The 11,762-nt window shown below is 71.7% G+C and carries 8 protein-coding genes; 3 read left to right on the top strand and 5 right to left on the bottom strand.

All coding sequences use genetic code 11. From position 1 onward, the window contains the following. Positions 1-617 precede the first annotated feature (617 nt). Positions 618-899, top strand: a complete 282-nt coding sequence (locus tag VV867_RS30430; protein ID WP_089394026.1) for a peptidylprolyl isomerase — start codon at positions 618-620, stop codon at positions 897-899. Positions 900-947: 48 nt separating this feature from the next. Here the strand turns inward: VV867_RS30430 and VV867_RS30425 are convergent, their stop codons facing one another. From VV867_RS30425 to VV867_RS30405, 5 genes are all read right to left on the bottom strand, one after another. Continuing rightward, positions 948-2,249: a hypothetical protein gene (locus VV867_RS30425; protein ID WP_328568394.1), complete on the bottom strand. Its 1,302-nt coding sequence runs from the start codon at positions 2,247-2,249 to the stop codon at positions 948-950. After that, entirely contained in the window at positions 2,246-3,358 is a 1,113-nt protein-coding gene (locus VV867_RS30420) for a DUF917 domain-containing protein (RefSeq protein WP_328568393.1), read from the bottom strand. The genes VV867_RS30425 and VV867_RS30420 overlap by 4 nt, the downstream gene beginning before the upstream one ends. A gap of 21 nt (positions 3,359-3,379) precedes the next feature. Then, positions 3,380-4,966 (bottom strand): hydantoinase/oxoprolinase family protein, encoded by a 1,587-nt coding sequence (locus tag VV867_RS30415; RefSeq protein ID WP_328568392.1) that lies wholly within the window; start codon positions 4,964-4,966, stop codon positions 3,380-3,382. A gap of 11 nt (positions 4,967-4,977) precedes the next feature. Further along, positions 4,978-5,922: a SphA family protein gene (locus VV867_RS30410; protein ID WP_328568391.1), complete on the bottom strand. Its 945-nt coding sequence runs from the start codon at positions 5,920-5,922 to the stop codon at positions 4,978-4,980. Between the two features lie 333 nt (positions 5,923-6,255). Continuing rightward, positions 6,256-8,898 carry a LuxR C-terminal-related transcriptional regulator gene (locus VV867_RS30405; RefSeq protein WP_275629258.1) on the bottom strand — a complete coding sequence of 881 codons (2,643 nt, stop codon included), beginning with the start codon at positions 8,896-8,898 and terminating at the stop codon, positions 6,256-6,258. Between the two features lie 608 nt (positions 8,899-9,506). Between VV867_RS30405 and VV867_RS30400 the strand changes: the two genes are divergently transcribed. Together VV867_RS30400 and VV867_RS30395 are read left to right on the top strand one after the other, a co-directional pair. Then, complete coding sequence (locus tag VV867_RS30400; protein WP_328568390.1) at positions 9,507-10,631, top strand: PilT/PilU family type 4a pilus ATPase; 1,125 nt, start codon at positions 9,507-9,509, stop codon at positions 10,629-10,631. 238 nt (positions 10,632-10,869) lie between these two features. Next, positions 10,870-11,433 (top strand): GNAT family N-acetyltransferase, encoded by a 564-nt coding sequence (locus VV867_RS30395; RefSeq protein WP_109932314.1) that lies wholly within the window; start codon positions 10,870-10,872, stop codon positions 11,431-11,433. Positions 11,434-11,762: the final 329 nt, after the last annotated feature.

The raw sequence follows: 11,762 nt of genomic DNA, 5'->3' as shown, positions 1-11,762 counted from the left end.
TCGCGACATCCATGTCGCATGACCTCCTGAGCGCCGGTTTCGCTCGGCCTTCTGAAGGGGCGTTCCGGTGCGCTCGGAGGTTTCTCTGGAAATCCAAAATCAAGAGCGGCACTGCTCTTCGTAGGAGCGAGCTTGCTCGCGACCCCTGACTCGGCCCCCTCCCTAACCCTCCCCCGCAAGCGGGAGAGGGGACCGTTCGGCGTGATGCGAAACCGCGAAGCTCCCGGGCTCCCCGTACGGCGTTATCCGCCAAGTCGCGGACAGAGTCCGCTCCTACGGTTCCAGGAAGCACCGTTGTAGGAGCGGACTCCGTCCGCGATTGGTCCCCGCCACGCCGGACGCCCCGGTCGCACGGCAAACGGCGGATAACCGCGAACGGTTATTCGCCCTACGTCTGGCGTAGGGCGCATAACGCCTACGGCGTTATCCGCCGGATCGCGGACTTCGTCCGCGATTGGATTCACCGGCCACGCCGGACGCCCCGGTGGCACGAACGGCCCCCTCTCCCGCTTGCGGGAGAGGGTTGGGGTGAGGGCGCTCCGACGGAAACCCTCCGCCCCCCGCCGGCAAATGCGCTAGTCTCTGCGTCCCTTTCCCTGCCTTTGAGGAGCAACATCATGGCCCGCGCTTCCGCCCGTCACATCCTGGTTTCCAGCGAAGACAAGTGCAATGAACTCAAGGCCGCCATCGAGGGTGGCGCCGACTTCGCCGCCCTGGCCCGCGAGCACTCCACCTGCCCGTCCGGCCGCAGCGGCGGCGACCTGGGCTCGTTCCGCCCGGGCCAGATGGTCCGCGAATTCGACCAGGTGGTGTTCAGCGCGCCGCTGAACCAGGTGCAGGGCCCGGTGAAGACCCAGTTCGGCTACCACCTGGTGGAAGTCACCAGCCGCGAAGACTGATCCCCCCACGCCGGGCGCGCCCCCGTACAGCCGCGCCCGGCGCCTCGCCTACCCCGCCCCGTCGGGGCGCAGCGTCCCCCGCCCTTCCTGCCCCTCGCGGCGCGCAACGACACCCCGCAGCAGCAGATAGCAGGCCGCCGCCACCAGCAGCGAATCCAGCGCCGGCACCCAGGTCAGGGTGAACGGCCAGACCGCCTGCAATGTCGCCGCCAGCACCCCGCAGGCCCAGGCGCCGAAGGCTTCCAGCCGCCAGCGGCGTGGCTTGCGCACGGCGCCCCGCAGGTTCAGGTAGTAGTTGCACAGGTAGACCCCGCCCACCGGCGGCAGGGCCACGGCCAGCAGCGCCAGGTAATGCTGCAGGGCGTCGCCCAGGCCGGCCAGCCCCAGCACCGCGCCGAGCACCCCGGTGAACAGCGCCAGGCGCCGGCGCTGCACATGGGGCGCCACGCTGGCGCACACCAGGGTCGCCGCGTAGAGGTTGTAGGCGTTGGTCGACCAGGCCGAGAGCAGGATGATCAGCATCGCCGGCAGGCCCAGGCCGAGGGCGAGCATGATCGCCACCAGCTGCCGCTCCCCGGTGGCCAGGCTGGGCAGCCCGGCCAGCGCCAGCACCAGCGGGAAGCCCAGGCCGAAGGCGCAGAACACGGCCAGCAACGCGCGGCCGGGCGATAGCGCGTGGCGGCAGATGTCCGGCAGCAGGATGCAGCCGATGACCACGCCGCCCACCACCAGCGACATGCCCTGCAGCACCGAATAGTCCCCGGCGCCGCCACCCGCGGGCGGCACGCCGTGGCCCTCCAGCGCCACCCAGCAGGCCCACAGCAGCAAGCCCAGCTTCAGCGGCGTGGCCAGCTGAGACAGCCCGTCCAGGGCGCGGAAGCCGACCAGGTTGGTGACCAGCATCAGCAGGCAGCCGGCCAGGCTCCAGCCCAGCGCCGGCACGCCTGCCAGGAAGGCCGGCGCGACCGCCGCCATGGCCTGGCCGAACAGGCCGGCGACCACCCCGAACCAGCCCAGCAGCGCCAGCGACAGCACCAGGTTGACGCAACGCCCGCCAACGGAACCAAAGGCATCGAGGATCAGCATGTAGGTGCTCAACCGCGAGCGCGCCCCGGCATAGGCCGCGGGCAGCGCCAGCAGCAGGAGCACCGCGCCGCCGCCCAGGCAGGCCAGCAGCGCCTGCTGGCGGCCCAGGGCGTGGGCCAGTTCGGCGCCGGTGACGAAGCACGGCAGGGCGATCAGCGCGCCCATCAGGATCAGCCCGATGCGCCAGGCGCCCAGGCCTTCGCCAGGCGGCAGGGCGCGGGTGGCGTGGTCGCCGTCGGGCCGCGCGGGGGATAGCTCGTTCATGCTTGCGCCCTCCCCTGCGTGTCGGCCAGGAAGGAGCGCCACGGCGCCTCCAGGCCGAAGCGTTCCGGGCCCACCACCGCCAGCGCCGCCTCGCTGAGCAGGCACGGCGGCGCGGCGTAGGCCAGCAGGCGCACGCGCATGCCGTAGCGCAGGTTCTCGGCGGTCAGCGGCTCGGCGCTCTCGCTGTCCAGCAGGCACAGCAGGTCGGGCACCACCGCCAGCACACGCTCGCCCTGACGGGCGCGGAGGAACTCGTTCTGGATGTCGATGGCCACCGGTTCGCCGCTGCCGCTGGCCGGTTCCAGCAGCGCCTGGCCCCAGTGGAAGCCGTCGCGGGTCTCGTGGCGCACGTCGGCGACCTTGCCGTCGAACAGCTCGCGGGCGCGGCGCCCCGGCTCCAGGCCGTCGAGGAAGCGCACCAGCTCGGCCACCGGGTCGGCGCTGCCGGCGCGCGCCTCGCGGATATGGCGGCCGATGCGCAGGGCCTGGGTCACGCTGCCCGGCACCGCGAAGCGCTTCACCCGGGCCCCGTCCAGCGGGTAGAGCACGCCGTACAGGCTGCCGCCCAGGCTCCCGGCCAGGGCCCGGGCCATGCGTTCCAGGCTCGGGTTGTCGGCGGCGCTCAGGTGCGCCAGGTTGCCCAGGTCGTCGCTGAACAGCGCCGGCGAGGCGCTGCAGCCGTGGATGCCGAAGGTGGTCATGTCGATGTGCGGGAAGGCCCGGCCGATGCCGTCGGCGTCCACCAGCGGCAGGCCGCTCAGGGCCGCGGCGGCCAGCGGCAGCATGGCGTTGGCGCCACCGACCTCGGCGCAGACCAGCGCGTCTATGGGCCGCCCGTAGAGCGCCTCGGCCTGGCGCAGCAGGTGTTTCAGCGCGGTCTCGCTGAGCAGGTGCTCGACCAGCACGGTGGGCGCGCCTATCCCGGCGACGCTGACCACGAAGGCCTCGTCGGCGAGTTCGGCCAGCGGCAGCAGGCGCGGCTGCAGGCCCCGTTGCAGCTGGCGGCGCAGGAACAGCTCGCCGACATGGGGGTCGCCCCCGCCGCCGGTGCCCAGCAGCACGGCGCCGCGCGCCAGGTCCTGGCTGGAAAGGATATCGAAGCAAGGCATGGTCTGGACCTCTTCGGGGTTTCAGTGGGCGGCGGCCAGGGCCAGGTCGCCGACGGCGCGGACCTGCACGCGGGTAGCGCCGGCGCGCAGGTGGGTCATGGGCAGTTCGTTCAGTTCCACCACGTCGACGCTGGTGGGCTCGGCGCCGGCCTGCACGGCGGCGTCGATGGCCTCCTGGCGGGCCTGCCGCAGCACGCTTTCGCGGTTGCCCGGGTGCATCTGGAACAGGCGGTCGACGCGCCCGCTGACCTGGGCGATGGCCGCGCCTATGGCGTTGGCCACGTCCGCCCGGGCCGGGCGCAGCACCTGGGGAGCGCCCTGCAGCTGCATCGGCAGAAGGATGCTGCCGCCGCCCACCAGCACCACCGGCAGCGGCACGCTGCTGGTGCGCATGCGTTCCAGGGCCTGCTCCAGTGTCCCGCGGATGGCGGCCATGGCCTGCTCCACCAGGGCCTGTGCGAGGCCGGCGAGGCGCCGCGGGTCGCCGATGCCCTGCAGGCCGTGGGCAGCCACGGCGATATCGGTCGCGCACAGCGTGTCGCCACCGAACACCAGGGCCCGCTGGGGCAGGTGCAAGCCCAGGGATTCGGGGCCGAGCGTCGGCCGGCCATCGGTCAGGTGCACCCGGGTGCCGCCGCCGAGGGCGACGGACAGGGTGTCGGGCATGCGCAGGTTGCAGCGCACCCCGCCCAGCTCCAGGGGGCCGGCAGTCTGCCGCGGGAAGCCGTCGACCAGGGCGCCGATGTCGCTGGTGGTGCCGCCGATGTCCAGCACCAGGGCGTTCTCGAGGCCGCTGAGGAAAGCCGCGCCGCGCAGGCTGTTGGTCGGCCCCGCGGCGCAGGTGAGGATGGGGAAGCGCGTGGCCGCTTGCGGGGTGATCAGTGTGCCGTCGTTCTGGCTGATGAACAGCGGCGCATCCAGCTGCAGGCGGCGGAAGGCCCGCTGCAGGTCGCCGACCACCCGCCGCGCCAGCGGCTGCAGGCTGGCGTTGACGATGGCCGCGTTCTCCCGCTCCAGCAGGCCGATGCCGCCGACGTCCGCGGACAGCGTCAGGTGCAGGTCGTCGCCCAGGGCCTTGCGCAGCACCGCCGCCGCGTCCTGCTCGATGTCCGGGCGCAGCGGGGCGAAGGTCGAGGACAGCACCAGCGCCTCGGCGCCGCGCTGGCGGATCATTGCGGCGATGCGCCCGAGCTGGCGAACGTCCAGCTCGCTGTAGGTTTGGCCGTTGAACAACGCGCCGCCGTCGGCCAGGTGGGCCTGCCCGTCGATGGCCTCGCACAGCTCCGGCGGCCAGCCCAGCAGCGGCGGCACGCCGTCGCCACGGGGCAGGGCCAGGCGCACCACCGCGACCCGCGCCAGCTGCCGGCGTTCGAGGAAGGCATTGAGCAGTTGGGTGGTCCCCAGCATCACCGCGGCCACCGCCGCCGGCTCCACCGCCGCCTCGCGCAGCAGTTCGGCGACCGCCGCCGCCACGCCGTCGCCGACCGCCTCGGTGGTGGGGCGCTTCAAGGCGCAGAGCACTTCGCGACCGCACATCAGCACGGCGTCGGTGTTGGTGCCGCCGACGTCGATGCCGATGCGCAGCAGGGGGGTATTCTTGCGGACCATGGGCTCTCTCCTCAGAGCGAACGCGACCAGACGACATAGGCGGTATTGGCCGCCAGCGAATTGCGTGTGCTCACCGGCGCCAGCGCCTTGAACTTCAGCGAGCCGGCGCCGCGCGGCAGGTCGTAGGCCAATACCGGCCCCAGCGCGGTGGCGCGGTAGCGCCGGCCGTCCGGCTCGACGCGGGCGCCGTGCTGGCGGTCGTCGTCGAGCTGGCGCGCGTGGTAGCCGGCCAGGCCCAGTTGCCAGCGGCCGATGCGCTGGCCGGCGGCGAAGTTGAGGTTGGCCACGGTGCCGCTGCTGTAGTCGGTGGCCCGGTTCCGGGAAGCGACGTTGACGAAGGCGTGCAGGCTCAGCTCCAGGCCCTCGCCCAGGGTGTTCGGCCCGCCCAGGTAGGTGAGCGCGGCGTTGGGCACGAAGAAGTAGACGTTGCGCCCGGAGGTGTAGAGGTCCGAGGTGTTGTAGCGGCCGCTGGGGAACACCATCGAGTACGCCAGCTTGAGCGTCGCCCCGGTGGGCCGTTGGCCCGGGGCGGCGTCGCCCAGGTAGCGGCTCCACATCAGCAGGTCCGCGTAGAGGTCGCCGAAGCCCTGGTAGTGCTCGGCCTCGCCGTTGATCTCCATGCGCCCGCCGTTGACGCTGCCCTGCAGGCTGGAGGCCAGGGTGCCGCCGAGGAACTGCCCGGGGTAGACGTAGAGCAGGCCCAGCGCGGCCACCTGGGCCGTCATGCTGCCCTCCAGCGCCGGGTCGCGGCCGCCGTCGTCGCCATGGAAGCGGTCGCCGCTGGCGTAGCCGAGCACCAGGCCGCCGTACAGCCCGGAAGTGGCCGGCAGCAGCGCCGCCCCCAGGTCGGTGCCGCCCACCGGCCCGCCGTAGCTGGCCCCTTCGGCGGCGTATGCGCAGGCCAGCGGCAGCACCGCCTGGCCGAGGAGTACTGCGGTCGTTCTTCGAAGGTTCATTGCACGCCTCCTGCGCCCTGCCGGCGGAACCGTGGCGGCCCGCGGCATGGCGGAGCTGGCGGCCTCGCGGGCCGCGTATTGTCGTTGTCATGGGCAGGCTTCGCGGCGCGGTGGCGCCGCTGCCTGCCGATCGCAGTATGCGAAGGCGCGCCGGCGCGGGCCGGCCCGGGATGAGGGAAGGGGGTGGATAAATCGGGGGAGGCCGGCGACGGCCGTCAGCGGAGTGCGGGCGGGAATGGGCGGGCGGAACCCGCAGGCAGGCGGCCGCTGCGCCGCAAGGGCGTCGAGGCGGCGTGCCGCTTGCCGTTCCGGTTGGCCGGGGGGCGCCCCGGCTCAGGGCAGGATGGCCCGGCGCCGCGCCACGGCCAGCGCTTCCCGGCGCCGGTGCACGCCCAGCTTGGCGTAGACCGACTTCAGGTGCTGCTTGACCGTCTCCGGGGAAATCCCCAGTTCGCGGGCGATGACCTTGGTGGTGCGGCCGCCGGCCAGGCCCATCAACGCATCCAGCTCGCGCCGGGTGAACAGGGCCTGGGCATCCAGGCGCGCGCGGAAGTGCCTTTCCCACAGCTCGATGCAGCGCGTGATCAGCGGCACCTCGGCGCGGCCCTGGCGCCGCGACATCTCGCGCAGGTGGGTGACCACCTCGGCGCCGGCCTCGATGAAGCTCTGCACCGCCAGCCCCTCGCCGAACAGCTCCAGCGCTTCGTCGAGCACCGCCATGGGCGTGCCGGGCAGCTCGCCGGCCAGCAGCGCGTGGGCCTTGAGCACCAGCGCCTGGCCGACGCCGAAGCGGTTCTGCCGCTCGCGGGCCAGGCGCTCGAAGGCTTCCGCCGCCTCCAGCGCGCCGGCCATCTGGCCCTGGGCGGCCAGCAGCCAGTAGTGGGCCTGGGCGATGGCGACCAGTTCAGCCCAGAACAGCGGCCGCCCGTCCAGCACCTCCTGCCAGAGCCGCGCCAGGTTGATCTCCATCGCCAGCGCCAGGCCCGCCTCCACCTCGCGCTGGCGCAGGCGCAGCTCCACCAGGGTCGCGCCCACCGCGCGGCGCAGCGGGTATTCGAGGGTGTGCCCGGAACGCGCCGCCTCCAGGCTGGCCAGGGCCTGGGCGCTGTCGCCGAGGAAGAAAGCCGCCCGCGCCGCGCCTATCAGGCCCCGCTCCCAGACCTCGGCCAGGGAGGCGCCCAGGCGCGAGGCGCAATGGGAGAACGCCTGCCGCGCCTGCTCCAGGTCGCCGCGCACGTAGTGGACGTGGCCGAGCAGCGCGTGGACCATGTGGAACAGCAGGCTCGCCTGGGGCGCGGCCAGCGGCCCGTCCTTGGCCAGCAGGCCGGTCACCGTCTGCAGCACGTCGTCGTAGCGCGCCTGGGCGCTGTCGCTCAGGGCGCGGTAGACCAGCGACCAGGGCTGGTTCTCGCGAAAGCCCTCGCTGCGGTTGATGGCGATGAACTCCTCCAGGCGCAGGCGCGCCTCGTCGACGTTCCCGTAGCGCAGCAGCAGCATGATCTCGCTCGGCAGCACCAGGCACAGGTAGCGCGGGTCCTCGAAGAAGCGCGCGCGGGCGTCGACCATGGCCCGCCGCACCACTTCGCGGACGGCGCCGTCGCCGGCCCGCTGCACGTTGCCGATGACCATCATCGCCCGCACGTAGAGCAGGTCGGTGCGCGTCTCGGCGTCTTCCGGCGAGGCCACCTCGCCGCCGAACGCCGCCTCCAGCCGCGACAGGTCGAGGCTGTCCTGCAGCGTCTCGCCGCTGAGCATGTGCAGGCAGATGAGCATCAGGCGCAGGCGCGGCTCCCGGCGCACCAGGGTCAGGGGCAGCAGTTCGAGCAGCGCCCGGGTGCGCACCGCCCCCTCGCAGACCAGCAGGCGCACCGCGCCGGCGCCGAGGATGATGGACACCGCCTGGAAGTAGAGGCCGCCCTGGGCGGCGTGCTCGACGGCGCGGAACACCTGCTGGCGCCGGGCGTGGAATTCCGCGGCGCGCCCCTGCAGCCAGGCGAAGCGCTCCGGCTCGCGGCTTTCCAGGCGGCCGAGGAGGAATTCGCGCAGCAGCGGGTGCAGGCGCACCCGCAGCGGCTGCTCGGGCACCACGATGGGCACCAGGCGCGCCGCCTCGCGCAGCCAGCGCTCGGCGTCGTCGCGCCCGCGCAGGAAGTTGGCGCTCGGCACGTCCACGCTGTCGAGCACGCTGCAGTCCAGGAGGAACTCGCCCAGCTCGCTCGGCCAGCTGGCGAGCACCTCCTCGGCCAGGTAGTCGAAGATGCCGCCCAGCGAGGCGTACTGGTCGGTTTCCGGCGGCCCTTCGCCGGCCGGGCTGCCCTGGCAGCGCAGGCGCAGCAGCTGCAGGGCGAAGGGCCAGCCCTCGGTGTAGTCCGCCCAGTAGCGGGCGCGCGCCTCGCCCAGCAGGGCGCCGAGCAGTTGCTGCGACTCTTCCCCGGTGAAGCGCAGGCTGTCAGCCTCCACCACCCGCAGCAGGCCGGCCAGCTGCAGCTGCGTGATCGGCAACAGCGGCTGCCGGCGGCTGCCCAGCAACAGCCGGCAGCCGGACGGCAGGCGCCGGGCCAGTTGCTCCAGCAGGCGCTCGACCTCGGGGCTCAGAGCCAGCTCGACCTGGTCGAGGAACAGGTTGCAGTTCAGCGGGCAGGCCTCCAGCAGCCCGAGCAGCGCGCCCAGGCCGTTGTCCCCCGCCGGCTCCGCGATGCCCTCGCGCAGGCCCTGCAGCAGGCTGTCGAGAAAGAGCTCCGGCTGGTAGTCGCTGTCGCTGCAGTTCACCCAGAAGGTGCGCTCGCCGCGCCCGGCCAGCAGGCGCTCGGCCTGGGCCAGCAGGGTGGTCTTGCCGAAGCCCGCCGGTGCGCAGACCAGCACCAGGCGTGCATCGCTGGGCGCGGCGCCGAGCAGGGCGTCGAGCAGGCGTTGGCGGGTGAGCGAATCGCTGATGTCGACGATCGGGGCGAAGCGGCCATCGGCCAACGTATTCATGGTTGCTGCTCCCATACGTTCTCCAGGGGCGCCCGGCAGCCGGCGCGGGCTGGTAGTGGGCAGGGGCTGGTGGTCGGCGGGAAGGGCTGCGCTCGCGGGCCCGGGGAGGTCTACAGGGGGGCCGTATCCTGCCGTGGGCCCGGCCAGCCGGCCGGGGCGAGTCCTGTCATGCGCCTGCAGGGGCCGGGCGGCCCGTGCCGCGGGCGCCCAGCCTTGAAAGTATGTGAAGCACCCGGAAGCGGGCGCCGCTCAAAAACGGGGGATACCGGCCACCTGGATGGGGGAGTTCGGCGTCGTATCCGGCCGCCATCGGGCACTCAAGGGAAAGCATTAAGGGATTGCCACCAAGATCAGCCGGCCGGTTCCGATAGCAGCGGAGAAAACGCCGTTTTGGTTGTGGGCAAATGCCCAACATCGCGTACCGCCATCCCCTGCCCTCGCCAGCCTTCCCCATGGCATGCTTCGGGCGGCGCAACGACGCAGATCAACATGCGCCCGCCGCCCTCCGGCTAGGCTGCGCGCCACCACAGGCCACCGTCCGCCAGGCCGGCTAGGCTGAGAACATGCGCCCGGGCCACCCCGGGCGCCCGCCCTTGCGAGGATTCCCCATGAGCGATGCCAGCGACAGCGCCCTGCCCGACGTCTTCAGCCAGTTGCACCTGCTGGCGCAGCACGCCGGTTCCGACATGTTCTTCAGCGTCGGCGCGGCGCCGCACATCAAGGTCGAGGGCGTCAGCCGCCCGGTCGGCGAACGCCGACTGCGCGCCGGCGAGGTCAAGCTGCTGGCCTACCAGTTGATGTCGCCGCAGCAGATCGCCGACTTCGAGCGCGACCTGGAGATGAACCTGGCGGTGGCCGTGCCCGGCAGCGGGCGCTTCCGCGTCAACGTCTACCTGCAGCGCGGCGAGGTGGCCATGGTGGTGCGGCTGATCAGGCAGGTCATCCCCGACGCCGCCAGCCTCGGCCTGCCGACGATCCTGGAGAAGCTGGCGGTGCAGGACCGCGGGCTGATCCTGGTGGTGGGCGCGGCCGGTTCCGGCAAGTCCACCACCCTGGCCTCGATGCTCGACTTCCGCAACCGCCACCGCTCGGGGCACATCGTCTGCATCGAGGACCCCATCGAGTTCCTCCACCAGCACCAGCGCTCAATCATCGACCAGCGCGAGGTGGGCCTGGACACCCACAGCTTCGAGGATGCCCTGCGCAACGTGCTGCGCGAGGCGCCGGACGTGATCATGCTCGGCGAGATCCGCGACGCCGCCACCATGCAGCACGCCCTGCACTACGCCGAGACCGGCCACCTGTGCGTGGCCACCCTGCACGGCACCAGCGCCCGCCACGCCATCGAGCGCATCGCCCGCTTCTTCCCCGACGAGGCCCGCCCGCAGGTGCTGGCCGACCTGTCGCAGAACCTCCTGGCGCTGGTCGGCCAGCGCCTGGTGCCGGGCACCACCCAGCGCCGCGTGGTGGCGGTGGAACTGGTGCTGGGCACCCCGCACATCCGCGGGCTGATCCAGCGCGACGAGCTGCCGGAACTGCGCGGCGCCATCGAACGCGCCCTGGAGCAAGGCATGCAGAGCTTCGACCAGAGCCTGTACCAACTGCTCGAAGCCGGCCGCATCAGCATCGCCGACGCCCTGAAATTCGCCGACTCGCGCACCGACCTGAGCCTGAAGATCAAGCTGGAACGGGGCTTCGACGGCGACGAGGGCGCAAGCGCCTTCGGCATCTGAGCGTGGATCGCGGACGGAGTCCCTCCTGCGGGGGAAATGCCATGCGTCACGGAAACCTGGAGCGGATCTCATCCGCGAGTCACGCCGATATGCCCGGTTATCGCGGATAGGGTCCTACATGACCGCATGGTGTTTCCCTTGCCCAACTACCCCGAAACATCCGTACGTATATCCAACACGGCGGAGCACCCTGCGATTGCTAGGCTTCCCGGCTCACCTACGTCCCCGGAGGGAGCCGATGAATTTCCCGCGAGAGTTGCAGAGCCAACGCCTGATCCTGCGCCCCATGCATCTGGATGACGCCGACGCGCTGTTCTCGATGATGTCCGACCCGCAGGTGATGAGGTACTGGAACACCCCACCCTGGACCTCGCCGCAACAGGCCGTGGACAGCCTGCAGCGCGACCTGGCGGGCTATGCCGACGGCAGTTGCCTGACACTGGCCCTGACCCGCCGCGAAAACGCCGCATTCCTCGGCACCTGTACGCTACATACCTTCTCCGGCGACTCGCGCCGCGCCGAGCTGGGCTATTGCCTGGCCCGCCACGCCCAGGGACAGGGCTACATGAACGAAGCCCTGCGCACCCTGCTCGACCATGCCTTCGGCGACATGCGCCTGAATCGCCTGGAGGCGGACATCGACCCGCGCAACCAGGCCTCCGCCGCCACCCTGGAACGCCTGGGCTTCCAGCGCGAGGGGTTGCTGCGGCAACGCTGGATAGTCGCCGGGGAAGTGTCTGACTCGGCACTGTATGGGCTGCTCACCAAGGACTGGGCCCAAACGCGAGCGCAAAACCTGTAGGAACGGATTCCATCCGCGATCGTGCTCAGGCGCGGCCGGCCCATCGCGGACGGAGTCCTACGTCCGTGCTTCCTGGAACCGTAGGAGCGGACTTTGTCCGCGATCATGGCGGATAACGCTGTAGGCGTTATGCGCCCTACGAACTATATGCGCCCTACGAACTATCGCGAACGCGGAAACCCAGGGTTCGCGAGCAAGCTCGCTCCTACGAAGAGCAGTGCCGCTCTTGATTTTGGGTTTCCAGAGAAACAACCGAGCGCACCGGAACGCCCCTTCAGAAGGCCGAGCGAAACCGGCGCTCAGGAGGTCATGCGACATGGATGTCGCGA

This window comes from Pseudomonas sp. JH-2, assembly GCF_036231725.1.
Lineage (GTDB): Bacteria > Pseudomonadota > Gammaproteobacteria > Pseudomonadales > Pseudomonadaceae > Pseudomonas > Pseudomonas delhiensis.
This window is presented reverse-complemented; position numbering and strand designations above follow the sequence as displayed.

Bases quoted from the DNA above. Each gene is read 5' to 3' on its own strand.
- VV867_RS30395 (WP_109932314.1), top strand. From the start codon at position 10,870: ATGAATTTCCCGCGAGAGTTGCAGAGCCAACGCCTGATCCTGCGCCCC.
- VV867_RS30415 (WP_328568392.1), bottom strand. From the start codon at position 4,966: ATGGTCCGCAAGAATACCCCCCTGCTGCGCATCGGCATCGACGTCGGC.
- VV867_RS30400 (WP_328568390.1), top strand. From the start codon at position 9,507: ATGAGCGATGCCAGCGACAGCGCCCTGCCCGACGTCTTCAGCCAGTTG.
- VV867_RS30410 (WP_328568391.1), bottom strand. From the start codon at position 5,922: ATGAACCTTCGAAGAACGACCGCAGTACTCCTCGGCCAGGCGGTGCTG.
- VV867_RS30430 (WP_089394026.1), top strand. From the start codon at position 618: ATGGCCCGCGCTTCCGCCCGTCACATCCTGGTTTCCAGCGAAGACAAG.
- VV867_RS30425 (WP_328568394.1), bottom strand. From the start codon at position 2,249: ATGAACGAGCTATCCCCCGCGCGGCCCGACGGCGACCACGCCACCCGC.
- VV867_RS30405 (WP_275629258.1), bottom strand. From the start codon at position 8,898: ATGAATACGTTGGCCGATGGCCGCTTCGCCCCGATCGTCGACATCAGC.
- VV867_RS30420 (WP_328568393.1), bottom strand. From the start codon at position 3,358: ATGCCTTGCTTCGATATCCTTTCCAGCCAGGACCTGGCGCGCGGCGCC.